Genomic DNA, 20,139 nt, shown 5'->3' on the forward strand with positions numbered 1-20,139 from the left:
AGCTAAAAATTAGATGAATATTGATATTTCTGAACTCCTTGAACCCATTAGTGATAGCTTACCTTGTGGTGATGACTTTTCATTTTCTAATGAATTTCATGAAATCAAAAAGGCGAAAACACAAGATGATCTATTGCTAGATCAAGGCGATTGGGTTGCTGAGCGAAAACAAGCCGACTGGGATTTTGTATCAAATAAAACGAGTGTTTTGCTAAAAGAGAATACAAAAGATATTCGTCTATTAACTTGGCTCATAGAGGCTTGGACTCATCTTTATGGTTTTGAGGGTATGGCGAAAGGTTTAACTTTAAGTCATACCATGCTTAATCAATACTGGCAGGAAATTCATCCTGTTATTGAAGATGATGACTTAGATCAACGCATTGGTTTATTACAGGGTTTAATTAATCAGTTACCTGGCTTGTTGAAGAAAGTCTCTTTAACCAATACAGTGCCTTATTACAATTTGCTTGATTACGATAATTTTCTATATCACGAGAACATTCGTCGTAAGCAAACTGAAGAGTACGATAGTCAGTCGGGACCATCGGAGTTAGAACAGTTCGATCAAGCTATTTTTAATACGTCTAAAACTTTTCAATATTCTAATTATCAAGATTTTAGCTCAGTCTTAACCGAGTGGGATGTTTTAAAGCAAACCCTTGACCATTTAATGGGGCTAGACTCACCGAGTTTTGGTGCAATTGATTCAGCATTTGAAACTATTCACAGCACATTACGCAAGATTTATAAAGCAGAAGCTTTCGGTACTGGACTTACGCCAGTCCAAGAGCAGGCGACTGTCATCACGAGTTCATCTATGGAAAATCAAGTGCCTGTACAAGTTGTTTCAGATCAGCCTGCTTTTCAGCCTCAAGCACAAACACACTTGGCGAACCGTGAGCAAGCAATGAAAGTGCTGCAAGAAATTGCGGATTACTTTCAGGCAAACGAGCCGCATAGTCCTGTGAGTTATATGCTTCAAAAAACGATTAAATGGAGTCAAATGCCATTACATGAATGGCTAGCACAAGTCATTAAAGATGAGCATCCATTACAAATGGTTCAGGAAATGTTAGGTGTGCAGCCTAAAAATGAATATGAATAAAGATTGGTAAAGACATATGTTTAAAGCTGAAAAAGTCCTATGGGGCGAAGGTTTATTTTTAAGACCTCAACATTTCCAAATTCAAGATACCTATCATGAACAACGCTTGAATCATACGGTTCGTGCGGTCGTACCTTTTTCATATGGTATTCAGAAATTAAGTTTCGATGAGGCTCAATTGAGCACACATATTCTTGCTCTTGAGTCTGTAGAGATGATCTGGCAAGACGGTGAAATTTATCAGGCGCCTGCATATGATTTATTGCCTGAACCAATTTTATTGGATGATCTTAATTTACGTGGTGAGATGCTAATTTATTTAGCATTACCACTCTTACAAGCAAATAAGCAAAATCTAATTGATCAAAACCAAGCACAAAAGGGCAGATATCAATCACACCTTGTCGAAACGCATGATCTGTTTACTAACGCTACCGAAGCAGATATTAGTTTGCTACGCCGCCGTGCTGTTTTTAAATTATTAGATGTACATAGTAATCCAGATCATAATCTGGATGGTTTCTTATATCTGCCTATTGGAAAGATTAAACGTCAAAGTTCAGGTGCTTTTGAAATTGACCGAAAGTTTATTCCACCAATTTTGCATGTGGATGCCTCTGAAACACTCATTTCAAACTTAAAAAGAACTCTGAACGTTATTAAGGCAAAAATTAAGACGATTCAAACCAATAACCGAGAAAATGAACAGAAATTAATTGAATTCCGTTCTGGTGATATCGTTTCGTTCTGGTTGGTAAATGCCTTAAATACAGCCCATGCTGGTCTAAATCATTTTGTGCAATATCCACAAATTCATCCAGAGCGTTTGTTCTTCGAATTATTGCGTTTAGCAGGTTCATTATTAACGTTCTCGACGGCGTATGATGTTGATCAGCTGCCTGCTTATAAACACCATAATTTACAAGAAAGTTTTACTCAGTTAGATACGATTCTACGTGATTTACTCGATACGATTATTTCGAGTCGTTATATCAGCATTGCGCTTAAAGAAATCCGACCTTCATATTGGGTGGGAAGTCTTGAGACTGATAAGATTACTCGAGATACTCGACTTTATATTGCAGTATCAAGTAGCGCAATGCAGACACATGAGTTAATCCAGATTGTGCCTTTACGATTCAAGATCGGTAGCACTTTAGATGTGGAACAACGTGTAGTTGCTGCATTGCCTGCGATTCCATTGCATCACTTAATTCAAGTTCCAACTGCAATACCAGTACGTTCTGGGGTGAGCTATTTCGAGATTGAACCACATCATGAACTTTATCAGCGCATGTTAGATTCAGAAACGATTTGTATTTATGTTCCAGCTGGTTTCCAAGATATCAGTATTGAACTGATTGCGGTTATGAACGCTTAAGGGTAAAGGAGAGAAAAATGTCACAATCCACAGGTGCTCCTTCTTTATTTGATGATGGACAAATTGGAACGGGTGGGAACAATAATAGCCAGTCTCAAGCAAAACTACAGGCAATCAATCTTATTGATTTATTGCATGACGGCTTTTATTTGGTTTTTTTAATTCGAAATCAGTATGTGCCAGCAGACGCTCAGCAGTTTCGTGAAAAAATCTTAAATTTACTCAATCAATTTGAGCAGCAAGCTAAAAAGTTACAATTTTCAGCTGATGATATTCATGATGCTAAATATGCATTCTGTGCTTTGATTGATGAAACGATCGTAACGCAACAAGACCCTAGTTATTTTAATTTGCAAAATGCTTGGTTAATTAGCCCGTTACAATTGAGCTTGTTTGGTTCTCAGTTAGCGGGTTATCGCTTCTTTGAAATATTGGAGCAATTACGTAGCCGTGGAAAAGAACGTCTAGCTGCTCTAGAAGTATTTCATTACTGCCTTTTATTAGGTTTTCAGGGTAAGTACCGAATCGAATCTACGGAAAGTCTCAACCATTTAGTATCAAGAGTAGGTGACGAAATTGACTATTTGAAAGGAAAAAAAGTTGCCTTTTCGCCGTTCTCGGCCATTCCCGATCAGATACGAAATATTATTCATCGCGAAGTACCTTTCTTTTGGATTTTGATCTTTTTATTGATTTTTGCATTGCTTACCTTTGCTGGGTTAAGATTTATGCTGAATAATCAAAATGATAAAGCATTATCTAATTATCAAAATGTGATTTCTGCTCCTCAAGAGCAAGCACATATTACAATTTATTTACCTTGATGATGGTACGAAATGGCTCAGGAAAAACCAACTTCTATTCGAGTTTTACAATCGAATAAAAAAAAGCCGAAATCACCAATACTTTATATTGTCATTGGTGTTATTGCCGGGGTGTTTGTCAGCATCTCGCTATTCCTGTTCTTGTCTCAACCGCATTCGTCAGAATCAATAGCAATTGAGAGTAAATCAACAGAAGAACAGATTTTAAATCAAGAAACTGCTCATTCTCCTGATGAACAAAATCAGGTTGCTGTAAGCCAAGACAACGAAACAGATTCAATGAGCCGTGATGGTTTTGAACAACCTAAAGATAATGAATTAAGTAATATCTTTAAACCTGCTCAGCATAAGCCTGCTACTGTCAATCAACAGCGAGTTTCTCCGTTTGACGAACAGCTCACGGGTGAAAAGAAAGTTCAGGTTGTGCCTCAACTACAGACGGGTGCAGCTAAAACGGCTCAACCGAAGGTACAGCCGGCTCAGCAAAAGCCAGTGACTAAAACGCCGCAGCAACAAGTGGCACAGGCTAAACCTGTTGTTGAGAATAAAGCTCCAGCCGAACCCGAAGCTGAGGTTGAACCACCTAAAGCATCGGTAGATATTAAAATTACACGAAGTCCTTTTGCTGTGAATTAATGAACAAATGATGATTTTTCTCATTTTCTTTTGCTTTACATGCTTAGCAATTGGTTTAGCGTTTTTAATGTCTTATGAGCTAAGGACGAGAAGCAAAGATTTTGTTTTGTCATTACTGCCGCAAGGCCGTAAACAGCTTAATCAGGTTAGACAATTTGCTCAAACAATGAATCAGGCAGCTGCACCTGAAAAGCTGCAATCCCATTGGCATTTACAGCAGTGGTGGATTGTTATTGCAGGATTTTTCTTGTTTGCCAGTATTTTAGTGTTTGCTTTTACTCGACCTATTAGCTCAACTCGAATTGAAGCTGAATATCTCAAAAAAACAGATCCTCAAATCTACGCGCTTTTGAACGGTGAAATACTATCGCCACCACCAGAAGTGGATGAAAGCCTAATTGAAGCCGCAATTGTAGAGGCTACACAATTAGAGCAACAATATTCTGCTCAAAATAGTGGAACCATTAATTCTTCACCTATTGATAATACGAGTTTTGATGGGCGAGCTATTTTAGATACCAGTTTAGTAGATCGTAAATGGAGCAAAATGAACCCCCGTTATAAGCAGCGTTTACTCATGGTTTTTAAAATCATGAAAGAACAATATGGTTATGAGTTGGTTCTATTAGAGGGATATCGTAGTCCTGTGCGTCAGAATATGTTGGCAGGTAATCCGAACATGACAAGAGCAAAAGGGTATCAGAGTTATCATCAATTTGGTCTGGCAGCAGATGTCGCCTTTAAACGAAATGGAAAAGTGGTTATTTCTGAAAGAGACCCTTGGGCTATGCAAGGCTATCGTTTGTATGGGCAAGTTGCTGAATCGGTTGGGCTTACATGGGGTGGACGTTGGAAATCTATTCAAGATTATGGTCATACAGAGTTCCGTATGCCGGGCTTAAGAAAGACACAGGAAATGGCAGAAAAACTGATTGCCGAAAGTTTGAATGATATAAATTAAAAAGAGAAGAATATGTTTACAGAACCTAGAATACAGGACATAAAAATTGATTCAGTGATTAGCCCATTGAGCTTTCTATGACTTCATCTTTAAAACGTTTGGCTCTATTTAATCAAGGCTTAGGTAAAACTAGTCCATTTGCAAAAGGTGTGGATGGAACTTTACAGGCTATTGAGCATTTAGGATATGTACAGATTGATACCATATCGGTTGTAGAGCGAGCTCATCACCATATATTGTGGAGCCGAGTGCCTGACTATGATTTAAATCATTTAAATAGTTTGGTTCGTGAGCGCCAGATTTTTGAATATTGGTATCATGCTGCGTCTTATCTTCCTATGAAAGATTATCGCTATGCACTGCCTGCTATGATGTCTGTTAGGAAAGGGGAAAGCCGTTATTTTAATAGAGGCGATCAGCAGCTCATGAATGAAATTTTGGCGCGTGTTCGTGCTGAAGGTAAAATTCGATTAAGAGATATTGATAAGAATAATAAAAAGAGTTTAGGAAACTGGTGGAATACTGGACCAGGCCGTCGTGCTTTTGAGCAGTTATATATGCAGGGTGACCTGATGATCTGTGAACGTAACGGAATGGAAAAGGTCTATGATTTGACCGAGCGCTGCTTGCCTGAAAATATTGATTTAACTATGCCTACGCTTTATGAATATGCGCAGTATTTATTTAATAATACGCTTCGAGCACATGGGGCATTTACATGGAAGCAATTAGTTCATTTAAAGAAAAATGATTTAAAAGAGGCTATGCGTGTTGTGCTAAAAGAGCAGGTTGATGCTGGTGTTGTATCAGCGGTTAAACTTGCCGACGGTCAAACTTTATATGTTGATGTGGCTGCTATAGAACAAAAGCTTACTACTGATTTTGGTTTAAAAATACTTTCGCCGTTTGATAACTCACTTATTCATCGTGACCGTTTAACTTCTTTATTTGAGTTTGATTATAGGATTGAATGCTATGTACCGGCGGCTAAAAGGGTATATGGTTATTTTTGTTTGCCGATTCTATATCAAGATGATTTAGTCGGTCGACTAGATTGTAAAGCGCATCGTTCTATAAAAGAGTTAGAAGTAATTAGTCTGCATCTAGAAAAAACAATCAAAGATAAAGAGCATTTCTTTTTTGAACTAGATCAAGAGCTCAAACGTTTCGCAGCATTTAACCAATGTTTAACTGTTAATGACAAAGTGATTAAGCTTATTCGTACTAAAATTTAAACACCAAAAGCACTCCAGCTTTTGGTGTTTTCACTTTATTAGTTCAAGGACATACGATATTCAATAATCCCTGGTTTTTGTGCAATCCAGTCATAAAGCTTTTGTGCTGTTAGATTGGTTTCTTGAGTATGCCAATATAAACGGTCACAATTGTGTTCAATTGCTTGCTTCTGCACATACTCAATCAGTTGCTTACCGATGTGTTGTCCACGAACTTCAGGGGAAACATAGAGGTCTTCTAAATAACAATAATTATTTTCTGCCCATGTTGAACGATGAATAACATAATGCACAATTCCCAAAACTTGCTCGCCTTGTTTGGCAACAGCACAATAAACGGGTTCATTTTCATCGAAAAAGCGTTCCCAAGTCACTTTTGTGACATGAAAAGGTAAATTTACCTGATAAAAATTTTGATAAGCAAGCCAATATTTTTCCCATTGTGAATAGTCCTGCTGTTGAACAGGGATGATTTGAATAGCTTGATTTTGCATAATAATTACACTCTATTTTAAAGTAATGGAAAATGGACAACTAGAGTGTAGTTTTGATAGTGGTATTTTTATAAGGTACACTTTTGATATTTTTTAAAGTACCAGTTTATTATGGCAGCTTCGATTTCGGCATCGTTCCCACATTTGATTTTGCCAAAAGGGCAGATTAAAGATGGGCTATATTCGGCTTTGCGTGATGCTATTTTAGATGGACGGCTATCTGCCGGAACAAAATTACCCTCAAGTCGTGCCCTAGCAGAGATGATGTCAATTTCAAGAAACTCTGTATTGGCAGCTCTTGAACGATTATTTGATGAGGGATATTTATTTACCAAACCAAGTTCGGGTACCTATGTTGCTGAGGTTGTGCCAGATCAGTTAATACATGTTCAAGAAAATTCAAAAAAAATGTCTAAAAATAATCATCAATCCTTAAATATTAATCCGAATATGGAAGCATTATTAACTTCATGGCGAGAGCAGTCATGGTCGAGTCAAAAGAAAAAAATGTTCCATGTGGGTGTAGGTTGTGTTGATTTATTTCCTCATCAACTTTGGGGAAAGTTATTAAATCAAGCTTGGCGGCAGTCGTATTATCAGCTTGGTCAATTTCACGACCCGCGTGGCTATCTGCCTCTACGTCAGGCAATTTGTGAATATGTCCGCTCCACCCGAGGGCTGAATTGCAACGAAGAGCAAATTATTATCGTAAATGGGACGCAGCAAGCTATTCATTTAACGGCCTATGCTTTACTTCAAGCAAATGATGAGGTGTGTTTAGATGACCCGGGTTATGACGCTGCTTTTAATATTTTCCGAAGTTTTGGTGCACAGGTAAATTTAATTGAAAGTGATGAAGAGGGAATGCAAGTCTCAGACATTATTCGTCGTTATTCAAAAAGCAAACTGGTCTATACAGCGCCTTCACATCAGTTTCCTGTAGGTGGAACCTTAAGTCTCGCCCGCCGTTTTTCGTTACTCGATTGGGCATCTCAACAAGAGAAATGGATTTTTGAAGATGACTATAATAGTGAGTTTCGCTATGGCACACATCCTATTCAAGCTCTACAAGGTTTAGATCAGCAGCAAAGAGTTATTTACTCTGGTACTTTTACCAAAATGATGTTTCCAGAGTTTCGGTTAGGATTTATGGTTGTGCCTGAAGTATTGATCGAAACCTTTAGTGCAGCAAAATACTATACCGATGTTCGAAGTTCTTATTTAGAGCAAGTGGCTTTGTCTCAATTTATACAAAAAGGTCACTATGCTCGGCATGTACGCAAAGTTCGAAAAGCTTGCTATGAGCGCCAACAAGCATTGATTAAAGCGATTGATGAGCATCTTGCAGATGTGCTTAGTGTTCAACCTACAGATTCAGGTATCCATGCAGTGTGCTGGTTAAAAGGTAAGTGGACAGAGCAAGGATTTATTGATCAGTGTTCAGCTCTAAACTTGGCTGTTCAGCCATTATCAAGATATTGTCAGATGCCAACCAAAAAGGCCGCGGTACTTTTTGGCTATGCAGCCCACACACCTAATGAAATTATTGAAAACATTCAAAAAATTGCACATTATTTACAAGAAAAATAATAGCCTAGGTTTTGTTATTTAGATAAATTTAATCATTTTTTAAATGCTTGAATATGAATTTCTATGATGATCAATTGGTTATATAAAAATAGAGATGTTATTAAAATTTTTAAAAATTAATTTTAATTAATATTATTTTAAGCTAGCACAATTAATCTAACTACATCAAAGCTTATTTAGTACACCTTTTGGCCACATTCTCCAGATGTGGCCGTTTTTTTATCAAAAATAAATATAGTTCGGAATAACTTAATTAATTTTTAAAGAGAAATAAAAATTAATCTTCTTCCATAGCATTACTATAAAACTTAACTCCCAGTTTAATACGATCACGCCCATTACCCATACGCCAGCGGTTAGTATCTCTTAAAGAATATACACAGCCACAGTACTCTTGTTGATAAAACTCTTCTCGTTTACTGATTTCAATCATACGGCTTGAGCCACCGTTTTTACGCCAGTTGTAATCCCAGTACTGAATTTCAGGATAGGGCGCAGCAGCACGAATTCCGCAGTCATTGATTTGCGCCATATTTTTCCAGCGAGAAATTCCTAGCGAACTACTGATGAGACTAAAGCCGTTTTCATATGCGTAAAGGGCAGTTCGTTCAAATCGCATATCGAAACACATGGTGCAACGAATACCACGTTCGGGTTCATCTTCCATACCTTTTGCTCGAGCAAACCAATTGTCAGTGTCATAGTCTGCATCAATAAACGGGATATTATGCTTTTCGGCAAAACGAATATTTTCCTCCTTACGGATGAGATATTCTTTTACTGGATGAATATTAGGATTATAAAAAAATATTGAAAATTTAATGTCTGAGTCAATCAAGGCTTCCATCACTTCTCCTGAACAAGGAGCGCAACAAGAATGAAGTAATAATTGATCGTGTCCAGATGGGAGTTCTAATTTTAAACGTTGAGTTGACATAATAAAAAAATTAAATTGTAATGCAATTCATTATATATTTATTTTTTATATAATGTGAAATGAATTATTTTCAATCTTACTGTGAAATTAATTTAATGTTATTTATTAATATTTTTAGTACTAAGCTAAATATAATGAATTAAATATTGTATTAAATATTAAAGTCATCTTTATAATTAACCTTAAAGTTATTGTTAAATATACTATATGATTAAATAAATTATGGGTGGATTTTATATGTTAAAAAATAATAAACCTTAAATATTTTTTGATAAGTGTTTGATGTATCTGAATATAATTTTAAGTTTTTATTGTGATATGTGTCACAAATAAACCTTATTTTTTCAATTAAAGTATTTCTTTAGATTTATATCTTTAATAAATTTATACTATAAAATTCAGTGTGTTTTTTTAATTTAAGCGTGTGATAATTTGAGATATGAAAGATTGGCAATGTAAGTATTGTAACGGTTACATTATGGTTAATCATTCAAAGATTAGCGTAGGAGAAAAAGTTTACTTTTTGGTATATAAATTTGATGCAAAGAATGAAAGGAAAAAATTATATAAAAAGGGAATTGTGATTGCACGTCACGATAATATACTTCACATTGAATCACGTAAAAAAACTTATAAAATCGAGCAAATTAAAGTCTATCCATTAGGCGCCCCAATGCCTTTCGTGTACAACATGTTTTGGATTTGTGGATGTCCGTGTACTCTACAAAACTAATTACTTAAATTTAACTGATAGCAAGTTATTTTATAGATTGAACTGGATTAATCATCAGATCTATTTTTTATCTTTTGCTTTTACAGATAAGACCTATAACTTGATAAAAGCGGCTCATAACATATAACAAAATCCCTGTTATTTATTTGACAAAACAAAGACGTACTCTTATAAACCTCAAGTAAAGTTGAGGTCAATTGTGATGAGTGAAAATAAAAAAGCTGACCCTAGTCGCGTTTTGACTGTGGGTGAAGTTGCAAAAAGGAGCGGGGTTCCTGTTTCAACCCTTCATTTTTATGAAGCGAAAGGACTTATAAAAAGTATAAGAACGAATGGTAATCAACGTCGCTATCCCTTAATTATTTTAAGATATATTGCGATTATTAAAGTTGCTCAAAGGGTAGGTATTCCTTTAAATGAGATTAAAGAAGCTTTAAGTCAGTATCCGATAGGTAGCAAATTAACAGCTAAGCAATGGAAGGATTTATCGAGTCATTGGCGAGAAAATTTGGATGATCGAATTCAAAAATTAACTCGCTTAAGAGATGAAATGGACTGGTGCATTGGCTGTGGTTGCTTATCATTAGAGCAATGTCCATTAAGAAATCCTGAAGATATTTTAGGACAAGACGGATCAGGGGCCCGGATTTTAGAAAGACCTGAATAGAATAGTTCAAAAAATGGCTTTTAATTGGGAATATCTTAATTTCCAATAAATTAAATTTATTTTGCTAGAACATTCAAGTGAGTTTTTTATTGTAAGCAAGTCATATGGAACATGAATTTTTTTGATATCTTTAGTTTTTTTAGTAAGAAGCAAAAAATTATGAAAAAAATGATCTTTCTTGGCTTAGCGCTTGTTTCGTTAACGGCTTGTTCGTCTGTACAACATAAAGATTCAACTCCACCAAAAATTGGTTCACCAAACCCAGCTAGTCAATATTGTGTTGAACAAGGTGGGAAATTAGAAATTAGAAATGAAGCAAATGGTCAGGTTGGGTATTGTCATTTACCAAATGGCCAAGTCGTCGAAGAATGGAAATTATTCCGTGATAACCAAGCGAACTGTATAGCAGAAGAAGCTCAAAAATTAGTGGGGCAATCTGGTCTGACTGATGATCAAATTAAACAAAAGACTCAATCAGAGATTGTGCGTAAAGTGGCTCCTGGTCAACCAATGACAATGGATTATCGTACAAACCGAGTTACAGTCACTATTGATCCTGCTTCTAAGAAAATTACTCAGGCAACTTGTGGTTAATTTGTTTAATTAAAGTTTGTTAAACCAAATCTTGAAGTAAAAAAGCCTGTTGAGATGCAGGCTTTTTTATGACTTTAATTTTGGGAATAATGAATGACTGGATACTCTTTTTGTTGGGGCAGTTGTTGCAAAGCGTGATTAATTTTGATGAGAAAAATATCAACTTTATCTTGGCTTGGATTATTGGTGTTGTATGAAGCTCTTTCTTGATAGTTAATTCCACATCCAATAATTTTCATATTTGAAGGATTAAAGCTCCAGTCATTTTTATTTTTGATAGAAACATCTAAATCACTATCACATTCTTTCCAGAGTTTTAAAAATTGATTGGAATATACAGCGGGAGTTCCTTGTGCTCGGTAGACTGTAAATCCCTGCATTTCAGAGTTAGCAAATTGAAGGAGATGATTAGTAGGCATTCCTCCCCAAAGCATAGCGCTATCTTTTGGTAGCTTTATTCCGGTTATATGTTCTTCTTTAAGTGGTGCAGTTTGCTCATCTTTCTGTTTGGACTTTTGAGATTTATAAACCAGTTTTGTTCCAACAGGAACTGTTACGCCTTTGACTTGAGTGATTTGTTTTGTATAGAAATAAGGGGAATCATCTCGATTACAGCCAGTCGGGTTATAGCAACCAATGCAACCACTTAACAATAAAACAGGAAAACTTAAAATACTTAATTTGAAAAGTCGATCCATTTTTTTTGTCTTTAATTATGGCTAGAAATTTAATATATCAGCTTTAAATCAATAATAAAAAAAGCCTCTAGCGAACTAGAGGCAGAAAAACATCAGATGCAAGAACAGGTGAATTATGCATCTGAGTTAAGTAGGTTGTATCAAACCATGTAAAGCACTTTACCAGCAAAAATGAATAAAAATAGGGAGGTGCGACTAATGGCTAATATTTGTGGTTTTAAATTTATACAAATTAGCGCTCTTATTTAAAAAACTAGTTCTGGAACATCTATGAGGGTTGATGAAAGCGCTACAATTTATGTTCTTCATTAAACAGACCGATATGGATTGTTCAACCGTTGTCTTTTTGTGCTGCTACCCAATAGTTATTCGTGATTTGTACCAGACTTAATGATAATTTTAATGTCATCCGAAAGGACACAATAACGACGAACATACGAATAATAATGAATTGAAGGTAGGACCCAGTGTTTATTAGTGTATTTGATCTTTTTAAAATTGGCATCGGCCCATCTAGCTCCCATACAGTTGGACCCATGCGAGCGGCATACAGTTTTGTGGATGATTTATTGAAGCAAAACAATTTACAAGCAACGGTTAGAGTTCAGGTGAAGTTATACGGTTCGCTTGCAGCAACCGGTGTTGGTCATGCGACAGATAAGGCTATTCTTTTAGGCTTAATGGGCTTTGACCCTGAACATGTCGATACTCAAGCAACTACAAGCTTGATTGAAGATGTTCTTGAAAATAACGCCATCCGGCTTAATCAGCAAAAGAATATTTCTTTTGACTATAAGCACGATGTACTTTTCTTGGATGAATCTTTGCCTTATCACCCCAATGCAATGGAGCTGATTGCGTATAACGACGCGGAAGAAATTTTATATGAAGAAACATATTACTCAATTGGTGGCGGTTTTATTGTTAGTCAAAAGAAATTAACACAAACCCAATCTGAAACCAGTGACATTAAAGTTCCATATCCATTTCATAGCGCGGCTGAACTTTTAAGCTTATGTAAAACTCATCATTTGTCGATAAGTGAATTAATGCTTGAAAATGAAAAAAGTTGGCGTAGTGAAAGTGAGATTCGTAGCAAAATTATGGACATCTGGAAAGTGATGCAGCAGTGCATTCACAACGGATTAATTAATGAAGGGATATTACCGGGTGGATTAAACGTAAAACGTCGGGCTAAAAAAATTCACGATAAGTTATTAAATAAGAAAAATTCAAACCTGATTGTGACAACTTTTCATGCCATGGAGTGGGTCAATTTATTTGCTTTAGCAGTAAATGAAGAAAATGCTGCTGGCGGCCGAGTAGTGACAGCACCCACAAATGGGGCAGCTGGAATTATTCCGGCAGTTTTATATTACTACGTGACTTTTTCTAAAGACTTTTCTGAAGACAAAGTTGTTCGCTTTTTTCTAAGTGCGGCAGCAGTTGGCATTTTATGTAAGCTCAATGCATCTATTTCTGGTGCAGAAGTGGGATGTCAGGGCGAAGTCGGCTCAGCATGTGCAATGGCTTCGGCTGGTTTAGCCGAGATTTTAGATGCATCACCTGAACAAGTAGAACACGCGGCCGAAATTGGCCTTGAACATAACTTAGGTTTAACGTGTGACCCGATTGGTGGCTTGGTTCAAGTTCCTTGCATTGAGCGAAATGCAATTGCAGCTGTAAAAGCCATTAATGCAGCACAAATGGCACTTCATGATGAGGGGGAGCATTTTGTGACGCTCGATAAAGTTATTCAGACCATGAAAGAAACTGGCAAAGATATGTCTGAGAAATATAAAGAAACTTCAAAAGGTGGCCTCGCTGTTAATGCAATTGAGTGTTAAATAATAAGATGGGGCGAGAAGCCCCATCTTAATTTGAACATTAAGCCTAGCGAGCAACGTATTTATAAAAACCAGATGAAAGAGTGACCATTATTGTTTTAACTTTATTTTTGAATGTTTAGTTCAGGGGGTAAATGCTGCGTCAAATAATCAATTGCAAGACGAGTTTTCAGCGGCATAAAAGGCAGTGTAGGCCATACCAAATGAATCGGAAAAGCAATGCTTGACATGGTTTCTAACACTTGTAAGAGCTTACCGTTTTGTAATTCATTTTGAATGAGCCAATCGGGTAGCCAAGCGATACCTGCTCCAGCAAGCGCTGCATTTTTAATGGCTTGTAAGTCATTTAAAAGAAGTTTTGCTTTCGGTTTAATAAATAAAGGCTCGCTATTTTCCTTTTGAAGTCGCCATTTTTGCATTTGACCAAAATGCGGGTCGGCAATCGTGGTGTGGTGGTCTAAGTCTTCAATATTTTCTAGGGGACCTGCTTCATTTAAATAGTCAGGTGAGGCACAAAGTAACATTCGATGCTCACCAATCGGTTTGGCAACGAGTTGAGTAGTGTCAGGTAATGCCCCGATTCTTATACATAAATCAAAACCTTCTTCGACCAAGTCGACAGTCCGATCATTAAATGAAATTTCTAGCTGTAAGTCCGAATGCTGTTGAGCAAATTTAACAATGAGCGGGGCAGCAAAGACTTGTCCAAAAAGTAAAGGCACAGACATTCGTAAACGACCCGTTGCGTTGATTTTTCTTTGGTCTAGCAGGGCCGCTGCGTTTTGTATTTCACTTAACGCTCGGCGGCTATGCTCATAAAACAAAGCGCCTTCGTCAGTCATGCTGAGCGAACGTGTTGTTCTTTTAAATAGAACCACACCAAGCTGATCTTCAAGACGGGCAATATTTTTACTTATGGCTGAGCGAGTTAAATGCAATTGCTCGGCAGCTTTTACAAAACTTCCAGCTTCAACCACCGTCACAAATATAGAAATTGCACTTAGCTCATGTTGCATGATTGTTGCCTAAAGGGAACCAATGATAAGAAATAATATCACCACTGTTGAATTTATTGTGGAGTTAATATGGCTTCATTAAAAACGTGGAGATGGTCTTGGCTAAAATATTGGTATTAAAATCTAGCATTATGGGTGAGGGTTCACAGACCAATCGCCTCATTGATATCATGCTTGAACATCGAAAAGATCAAGGTTTGCAAGATAACATCACCATACGCAATTTAGCTCAAATGAACCTGCCTGTATTAGATCTGGAAATTTTTCAGGCACTTCGTGGGGCTGAAAATAATAATCAAGACATTCAGCAAATCATTGCTTTGTCTGATGAATTAATTGCCGAATTAAAAAGTGCCGATTTACTCGTGATTGGCGCACCCATGTACAACTTAAATGTCCCGACTCAACTCAAAAACTGGTTTGATTTGGTGGCACGAGCAAGACAAACGTTCCGCTACACCGAAACTTACCCTCAAGGTTTGGTTGAAGGGGTAAAAGCGGTGGTGCTAAGTAGTCGGGGCGGTATTCATGTTGGCCAAGAAACTGAGGCAGTCACGCCTTATCTCAAAGCGGTTTTAGGGCTAATGGGCATTCATGACGTCGAATTTATCTATGCAGAAGGCTTAGACATGCAAGCCTATCGTAACAATGCATTAGATATGGCAAACCAGCAAATTAAAGGATTCGCCTTTTAAATTATGAGTTGAAACTCTTGTAGCTCTAATTGATCACAAGAGTTTCTAAGTCTATTTAAATTACATTTCTAAGTTCATTTGCCGTGTTGCGTAACAATGGCAAAATTTGTTGAACCAAATAATCTTCTTGTACACGGTTGGTTTGAGACATGCAGTTCAGTGCTGCCACAGCCTGACCTTGCGCATTAAAAACAGGCACAGCAATCGCAATTACGCCAAGCTCATGTTCTTCTTTGGAAAGGCAATAATCCGATAATGAAATGTCCTTAAGCACTTCAAAAAACTTTGACTCATCTACAATGGTAAAAGGGGTTAAGCGTCTTAAACCATAATTTTTTACCCACGTATGCTGGGCTTCTTCGGACAGTGCTGCCAGCAATACTTTACCTGTAGAAGTTGCATGAGCAGGCAATCGGTTTCCTAAATGCATACCATACGGGCTTACACGTAAATTATCTTGCTGTGGTAAATAGCTACGGGCAATCGGCACGACTTCGTTATCATCCAACACCACAATAGAAAAAGTAAGAGATGTCTGCGCACATAAAAGATTTAAAAATGATTGAGCAACTTTAGGCAGGTGGGCAGAGCTTAAATAAGAACTCGAAAAGCGCAGCACGCGATGAGTGAGCCAAAAGTAATGTTCATCGGTTTCTAAATAGCCTAAGTATTTTAAAGTTTTTAGATAACGCCTTGCCGCTGTACGGCTAATACCGGTTCGCTCTGCTACTTGAGTGACATTGAGCCGTTGCCTATCTGTTCCAAAAGCTTCCAGTAAAGCCAAGCCTTTTGCTAATCCTGCAATGTAGTCATCTTGACGAATTTTCTCATGCGAGTTCGGGTGCTCTAAAAAAGCATCGAGAGAAGGCATCCTTTCATTCCTGTTATTTTGGTTGTTTCTGTCCGCTATTCGGACAAACTAAATGATAAACGGTTATTTTCGTCTTGGATACATAGTGCACAAAACTTAAAGCCAGTAATTTAAAAGTCAGGATGAAACAAGGATGAAGTTATGGATATTTTAAAGACACAGGTTGCAATTATTGGATCTGGACCAGCAGGGTTATTGCTCGGGCAACTTCTATATAAAGCTGGCATCGACCATATTATTGTTGAGCAACGTAGTGCTGAATATGTGGCTTCACGGATTCGTGCAGGAATTTTAGAACAAGTTTCGGTCGACTTACTTAAACAAGCAGGCGTTGACCAAAATTTAAAAGACAAAGGATTGCCGCATTCAGGCATTGAAATCTTAACCAATGGTGTAAAACATCGGGTTGATTTGGCGGCACTAACAGGTGGAAAACAAGTGACCGTATATGGTCAGACCGAAGTCACCAAAGACCTGATGACTGCGCGTGAAGCAGAGCAGCTGACTTCATTTTATGAGGCTCAAAATGTGCAGGTTAAAGATTTCTACACTGCGCCCAAAGTTGAGTTTGAATACCAAGGTAAAGCCTTTCAAATTGAGTGTGACTTTATAGCAGGTTGTGATGGCTACCATGGTGTCTGCCGTGCCAGCGTACCTGAAGATAAAATTAAAACCTTTGAAAAAGTTTATCCATTTGGCTGGTTAGGTGTGTTGGCAGATGTTCCACCTGTAGCCGATGAATTGATTTATGTACAGTCAGAACGTGGATTTGCTTTATGCAGTATGCGTTCAGAAACGCGTAGCCGTTATTATTTACAAGTCCCTTTAACCGATCACGTAGAAGATTGGTCGGATGAAAAGTTCTGGGATGAGTTAAAAAACCGCCTAGACCCTGAAAGCCGTGAAAAGCTAGTAACTGGGGCCTCTATTGAAAAAAGTATTGCGCCGTTACGTAGCTTTGTGACTGAGCCAATGCGCTTCGGAAAACTATTCTTAGCAGGTGATGCTGCGCATATTGTTCCACCAACAGGAGCAAAAGGCCTAAATCTCGCGGCTTCCGATATCGCTTATTTATCAAGCGCGCTTGTTGAATATTATGTGGAAGGTTCAGAACAGGGTATTGATGAATATTCTGAAAAATGCCTACAACGTGTATGGAAAGCTGAGCGTTTTTCTTGGTGGATGACTCATTTATTGCATCGCTTTGAAACTGAAAGTGAGTTTGATCATAAGATTAAACAAGCCGAACTAAGTTATGTACTTGGTTCGATTGCAGGTAGAACAACATTGGCTGAAAACTATGTTGGTTTGCCTTATGAGATCAAGCAAATTGATAGTTTTAAGCACGCAAGCTAAAAGCTAGATAAAAAATAAAAAGGGCATGAAAATGCTCTTTTTTTATAAAAGAAATTGGATGGGATAAGTTAGTTTAAGAGATGTGGTCATACTAGAAGTAGCCATGATATTTTTGAATAATAAATTATTAGTTAGCTAGAATAAATAATTTTTAAATATTAAGAGTTGGCGTTATGCAATTTATTTTTAAGAAATAATTTAATTGGTGGTTCTGATTTTTCCTCTTTAAGCTAATTCATTAGCTGTAATATTGATTGAGTTAAGATCGAATTTTAATATAAATTTAATAAGATGTTCTATTGTGTTGGTTTTATTGATTATATGGAGTGGGTTAAAAGATCTAGTGTAAAATATATTTTTAATAATTATAGAAATGAATGTAAGTTTTAATTTATTATTATATTTTAATTCTGCGATGTAGATTTTAGTTAATAGATGATTTTTTATAAGGTCTTAATTTTATATGAGTTAATACATCTGGTGAAGATCTGGAAATAAAATTTTTTGATAAATGGTGTAATTGGATTATAAAATTAATCATAAGAATGTATGTAAGTAATTATTAATAATTGGGAGTGTCTGGAAAGTGTTGGGCTGGAAAAATACTAATTTTGGCTTAATTAAAGAGGCCAATCTTAAAGTATTATTTTTTAGAAATACTTAATGGAAAGAGTAGCTAATGAATTATAGTTTTTTATCTTTTATTATAACAGTGTTGATTATTAATCTATCACCTGGACCTGCTATGGTTTATGTAATGAATCAATCATTAAAATATGGAATAAAAGCAGGATTAAAGGCAGCAGCAGGAGTAGAGTTTGGTGTCTTCTTCTATGTATTATTAACGACATTTGGGTTAATGGTTATCTTTCAAGAAACTCCTATGCTATACAAAGTTATTCAATTTATTGGTGCTTTGTATTTAATTTATTTAGCATATCTGTGTTGGCCCAAACGTAAATCAATAGAAAGCCCAAATATTCTTTCTCAAAACTCTACAGAATCAGCCCGCCATGCATTTAGCAAAGGGATGCTGATTAATTTGTCTAACCCAAAGATTGGCCTCTTTTTTGTTAGCTTGTTACCACAATTTGTACCTTCAAATTCTCATCCTGCTTGGATGTATTTTCTCTTATATGGGCTAATTTTTAATTTTGGAGGTATTTGTGTCAATATGACTGTTGGCGCAATGGCTCGAAAATTAAAAACTATTATACAGAGAGCATCATGGTTTGATTATGTTCCACCACTTTTGTTCTTATCTATTGCTGTTTTAAGTATAGTACAGGTGGGGTTGTGAGTTTATATTCTTGGAATTTCTACTTGTCCTCATGATCTTACTATTACCATGGTCTAAAAATAATGAGATGGTATTTTTTAGATTATCACTATTTTTCTAGTGGCATCGAGTTCGCTTATCTGTGGGCTCGACAGACATAAGTTGCCCATGAAAAATTAGAATTGAGTAAACAAGAGGAAGCTTTTTATAAAGCAAGATTAACTACTGCTAAGTTTTTGTATCAAAAAATCTAGTTTGTACGCAAAGCCGCGCTACTACTTTTTATGAAAAAATTTAATTGGAAAAAAAAGGGGAATAGGACACGCTTTGCTTAAAAGATCAGCATTAATAAAAGCTTTTGTCATATTTTTTCAGTATATTGCTATTAATTTCTTTATTTATAAATTCTAAGTTTGTATGGAACAGGACCAAGCACGCATACCTAAATATATTCCTATTCGCGATGCAATTGCCCATGATATTGAATCTGGCGTATTAGACGCTCATGCAAAACTCCCATCGGAAAGGGTGCTATCTGAACAATTCCAAACCACTCGTGTTGCTGCACGTGAAGCACTGCTGGCTTTGGAAACTGATGGTCTGATTTATCGATTAGACCGCCGTGGTTGGTATGTTCGTTCTCCACGTATTATTTATCACCCCCAATCTACAAAAAACTTTAACCAGTTTGTGATTGAACAAGGCTATGAACCTTCCACCGAAGTGATTTCCAGTGAGCTAACAACTGCAACTTCTTGGGATGCCAAGCATTTAAAAGTTGAAAAAGGGCATCCGATTTATTCAGTTTGGCGTCGTCGCTGTATTAATGGACGTCCTGTTTTGGTTGAACATTTACGTGTGAATGCAGAGCTTTTTCCTGAGTTTTTAACTCATGATCTCAAGCAATCCATTACTTTACTGATGGCAAATGAATATAACTGCCATATCACCAGAGCCGACATTAACCTCTATCCAACAGCTCTATCGGAACAACAGGCCAAAGCGCTTCATGTCAATGTTGGCGCGCTCGGTTTATATATTTGCCGTAGTAACAGAAATGAAAAGGGCGTGATTACCGATGTTGACCAAGAATATTGGCTACACGATGTCTTAGATTTACATTTCGAAGCACGAGCATAAAAATACAATCTGGTTTAAACCAGATTAATCAAACTGTCATATAAACCTGTTGAAATAAGATCATCAAATAATTGCAT

The 20,139-nt window shown here is 36.7% G+C and carries 20 protein-coding genes and 1 pseudogene; 16 read left to right on the forward strand and 5 right to left on the reverse strand.

Translation table 11 applies throughout. The features are described 5' to 3' along the window. The first annotated feature begins 13 nt into the window (after positions 1 to 13). From tssA to ACS125_RS11190, 6 genes are all read left to right on the forward strand, one after another. Positions 14 to 1,108, forward strand: a complete 1,095-nt coding sequence (tssA, locus tag ACS125_RS11165) for a type VI secretion system protein TssA (protein WP_004793180.1) — start codon at positions 14 to 16, stop codon at positions 1,106 to 1,108. Between the two features lie 16 nt (positions 1,109 to 1,124). Further along, a complete protein-coding gene (gene tssK, locus ACS125_RS11170; RefSeq protein WP_004793177.1) occupies positions 1,125 to 2,489 on the forward strand; it encodes a type VI secretion system baseplate subunit TssK in 1,365 nt (454 codons plus the stop codon). A 17-nt stretch (positions 2,490 to 2,506) separates the two neighbouring features. After that, on the forward strand, positions 2,507 to 3,313 hold the full coding sequence (gene icmH, locus ACS125_RS11175; protein WP_004793176.1) for a type IVB secretion system protein IcmH/DotU: 807 nt from the start codon (positions 2,507 to 2,509) through the stop codon (positions 3,311 to 3,313). 12 nt (positions 3,314 to 3,325) lie between these two features. Continuing rightward, on the forward strand, positions 3,326 to 3,949 hold the full coding sequence (locus ACS125_RS11180) for a hypothetical protein (RefSeq protein ID WP_443272137.1): 624 nt from the start codon (positions 3,326 to 3,328) through the stop codon (positions 3,947 to 3,949). Positions 3,950 to 3,956: 7 nt separating this feature from the next. Continuing rightward, positions 3,957 to 4,910, forward strand: a complete 954-nt coding sequence (locus tag ACS125_RS11185) for a M15 family metallopeptidase (RefSeq protein ID WP_443272139.1) — start codon at positions 3,957 to 3,959, stop codon at positions 4,908 to 4,910. A gap of 77 nt (positions 4,911 to 4,987) precedes the next feature. Next, positions 4,988 to 6,145, forward strand: a complete 1,158-nt coding sequence (locus tag ACS125_RS11190) for a winged helix-turn-helix domain-containing protein (protein ID WP_443272141.1) — start codon at positions 4,988 to 4,990, stop codon at positions 6,143 to 6,145. A 38-nt stretch (positions 6,146 to 6,183) separates the two neighbouring features. On the opposite strand, the gene ACS125_RS11195 is transcribed toward ACS125_RS11190, so the two are convergent. Further along, positions 6,184 to 6,639 (reverse strand): GNAT family N-acetyltransferase, encoded by a 456-nt coding sequence (locus tag ACS125_RS11195; protein WP_443272143.1) that lies wholly within the window; start codon positions 6,637 to 6,639, stop codon positions 6,184 to 6,186. A 111-nt stretch (positions 6,640 to 6,750) separates the two neighbouring features. On the opposite strand from ACS125_RS11195, the gene pdxR reads away from it, so the two are divergent. Continuing rightward, complete coding sequence (gene pdxR, locus ACS125_RS11200; RefSeq protein WP_443272145.1) at positions 6,751 to 8,229, forward strand: MocR-like pyridoxine biosynthesis transcription factor PdxR; 1,479 nt, start codon at positions 6,751 to 6,753, stop codon at positions 8,227 to 8,229. Between the two features lie 277 nt (positions 8,230 to 8,506). On the opposite strand, the gene ACS125_RS11205 is transcribed toward pdxR, so the two are convergent. Further along, entirely contained in the window at positions 8,507 to 9,166 is a 660-nt protein-coding gene (locus ACS125_RS11205; protein WP_034596265.1) for an epoxyqueuosine reductase QueH, read from the reverse strand. A gap of 439 nt (positions 9,167 to 9,605) precedes the next feature. Here ACS125_RS11205 and ACS125_RS11210 point away from each other — a divergent pair, with 439 nt between their 5' ends. From ACS125_RS11210 to ACS125_RS11220, 3 genes are all read left to right on the forward strand, one after another. Beyond that, positions 9,606 to 9,899 (forward strand): hypothetical protein, encoded by a 294-nt coding sequence (locus ACS125_RS11210; RefSeq protein WP_013198273.1) that lies wholly within the window; start codon positions 9,606 to 9,608, stop codon positions 9,897 to 9,899. A gap of 199 nt (positions 9,900 to 10,098) precedes the next feature. Then, entirely contained in the window at positions 10,099 to 10,566 is a 468-nt protein-coding gene (gene soxR / locus ACS125_RS11215; protein ID WP_081399172.1) for a redox-sensitive transcriptional activator SoxR, read from the forward strand. A gap of 159 nt (positions 10,567 to 10,725) precedes the next feature. After that, positions 10,726 to 11,160, forward strand: a complete 435-nt coding sequence (locus tag ACS125_RS11220; protein WP_443272148.1) for an I78 family peptidase inhibitor — start codon at positions 10,726 to 10,728, stop codon at positions 11,158 to 11,160. Positions 11,161 to 11,234: 74 nt separating this feature from the next. Here ACS125_RS11220 and ACS125_RS11225 read toward each other — a convergent pair whose 3' ends face one another. Further along, positions 11,235 to 11,858 carry a hypothetical protein gene (locus ACS125_RS11225; RefSeq protein WP_151962513.1) on the reverse strand — a complete coding sequence of 208 codons (624 nt, stop codon included), beginning with the start codon at positions 11,856 to 11,858 and terminating at the stop codon, positions 11,235 to 11,237. Positions 11,859 to 12,325: 467 nt separating this feature from the next. Between ACS125_RS11225 and ACS125_RS11230 the strand changes: the two genes are divergently transcribed. Beyond that, positions 12,326 to 13,705, forward strand: a complete 1,380-nt coding sequence (locus ACS125_RS11230; protein ID WP_174729440.1) for an L-serine ammonia-lyase — start codon at positions 12,326 to 12,328, stop codon at positions 13,703 to 13,705. A gap of 104 nt (positions 13,706 to 13,809) precedes the next feature. Here ACS125_RS11230 and ACS125_RS11235 read toward each other — a convergent pair whose 3' ends face one another. Beyond that, positions 13,810 to 14,721: a LysR family transcriptional regulator gene (locus ACS125_RS11235; protein ID WP_443272151.1), complete on the reverse strand. Its 912-nt coding sequence runs from the start codon at positions 14,719 to 14,721 to the stop codon at positions 13,810 to 13,812. Positions 14,722 to 14,819: 98 nt separating this feature from the next. Between ACS125_RS11235 and ACS125_RS11240 the strand changes: the two genes are divergently transcribed. After that, positions 14,820 to 15,416 (forward strand): NAD(P)H-dependent oxidoreductase, encoded by a 597-nt coding sequence (locus ACS125_RS11240; protein ID WP_443272153.1) that lies wholly within the window; start codon positions 14,820 to 14,822, stop codon positions 15,414 to 15,416. A gap of 55 nt (positions 15,417 to 15,471) precedes the next feature. Here ACS125_RS11240 and pobR read toward each other — a convergent pair whose 3' ends face one another. Next, entirely contained in the window at positions 15,472 to 16,287 is an 816-nt protein-coding gene (gene pobR / locus ACS125_RS11245) for an IclR family transcriptional regulator PobR (protein WP_443272155.1), read from the reverse strand. Between the two features lie 141 nt (positions 16,288 to 16,428). On the opposite strand from pobR, the gene pobA reads away from it, so the two are divergent. From pobA to ACS125_RS11265, 4 genes and pseudogenes are all read left to right on the forward strand, one after another. Then, positions 16,429 to 17,643 carry a 4-hydroxybenzoate 3-monooxygenase gene (gene pobA, locus ACS125_RS11250; RefSeq protein WP_443272157.1) on the forward strand — a complete coding sequence of 405 codons (1,215 nt, stop codon included), beginning with the start codon at positions 16,429 to 16,431 and terminating at the stop codon, positions 17,641 to 17,643. A 679-nt stretch (positions 17,644 to 18,322) separates the two neighbouring features. Continuing rightward, entirely contained in the window at positions 18,323 to 18,943 is a 621-nt protein-coding gene (locus tag ACS125_RS11255) for a LysE family translocator (RefSeq protein WP_443272159.1), read from the forward strand. 77 nt (positions 18,944 to 19,020) lie between these two features. Then, positions 19,021 to 19,173: pseudogene (locus ACS125_RS11260) on the forward strand (acyl-CoA dehydrogenase C-terminal domain-containing protein); the annotation flags it as partial. A gap of 166 nt (positions 19,174 to 19,339) precedes the next feature. Further along, a complete protein-coding gene (locus ACS125_RS11265) occupies positions 19,340 to 20,062 on the forward strand; it encodes a UTRA domain-containing protein (RefSeq protein ID WP_443272161.1) in 723 nt (240 codons plus the stop codon). Positions 20,063 to 20,139: the final 77 nt, after the last annotated feature.

The organism is Acinetobacter sp. PFS20, from assembly GCF_052261015.1.
Lineage (GTDB): Bacteria > Pseudomonadota > Gammaproteobacteria > Pseudomonadales > Moraxellaceae > Acinetobacter.

Excerpts from the sequence above, each read along its gene's own strand:
- ACS125_RS11190 (WP_443272141.1), top strand. The coding sequence starts at position 4,988 with ATGACTTCATCTTTAAAACGTTTGGCTCTATTTAATCAAGGCTTAGGT.
- pdxR (WP_443272145.1), top strand. The coding sequence starts at position 6,751 with ATGGCAGCTTCGATTTCGGCATCGTTCCCACATTTGATTTTGCCAAAA.
- icmH (WP_004793176.1), top strand. The coding sequence starts at position 2,507 with ATGTCACAATCCACAGGTGCTCCTTCTTTATTTGATGATGGACAAATT.
- pobA (WP_443272157.1), top strand. The coding sequence starts at position 16,429 with ATGGATATTTTAAAGACACAGGTTGCAATTATTGGATCTGGACCAGCA.
- ACS125_RS11180 (WP_443272137.1), top strand. The coding sequence starts at position 3,326 with ATGGCTCAGGAAAAACCAACTTCTATTCGAGTTTTACAATCGAATAAA.
- ACS125_RS11210 (WP_013198273.1), top strand. The coding sequence starts at position 9,606 with ATGAAAGATTGGCAATGTAAGTATTGTAACGGTTACATTATGGTTAAT.
- pobR (WP_443272155.1), bottom strand. The coding sequence starts at position 16,287 with ATGCCTTCTCTCGATGCTTTTTTAGAGCACCCGAACTCGCATGAGAAA.
- tssK (WP_004793177.1), top strand. The coding sequence starts at position 1,125 with ATGTTTAAAGCTGAAAAAGTCCTATGGGGCGAAGGTTTATTTTTAAGA.
- ACS125_RS11185 (WP_443272139.1), top strand. The coding sequence starts at position 3,957 with ATGATGATTTTTCTCATTTTCTTTTGCTTTACATGCTTAGCAATTGGT.
- ACS125_RS11235 (WP_443272151.1), bottom strand. The coding sequence starts at position 14,721 with ATGCAACATGAGCTAAGTGCAATTTCTATATTTGTGACGGTGGTTGAA.
- ACS125_RS11265 (WP_443272161.1), top strand. The coding sequence starts at position 19,340 with ATGGAACAGGACCAAGCACGCATACCTAAATATATTCCTATTCGCGAT.
- tssA (WP_004793180.1), top strand. The coding sequence starts at position 14 with ATGAATATTGATATTTCTGAACTCCTTGAACCCATTAGTGATAGCTTA.
- ACS125_RS11195 (WP_443272143.1), bottom strand. The coding sequence starts at position 6,639 with ATGCAAAATCAAGCTATTCAAATCATCCCTGTTCAACAGCAGGACTAT.
- ACS125_RS11225 (WP_151962513.1), bottom strand. The coding sequence starts at position 11,858 with ATGGATCGACTTTTCAAATTAAGTATTTTAAGTTTTCCTGTTTTATTG.
- ACS125_RS11255 (WP_443272159.1), top strand. The coding sequence starts at position 18,323 with ATGAATTATAGTTTTTTATCTTTTATTATAACAGTGTTGATTATTAAT.
- ACS125_RS11220 (WP_443272148.1), top strand. The coding sequence starts at position 10,726 with ATGAAAAAAATGATCTTTCTTGGCTTAGCGCTTGTTTCGTTAACGGCT.
- ACS125_RS11205 (WP_034596265.1), bottom strand. The coding sequence starts at position 9,166 with ATGTCAACTCAACGTTTAAAATTAGAACTCCCATCTGGACACGATCAA.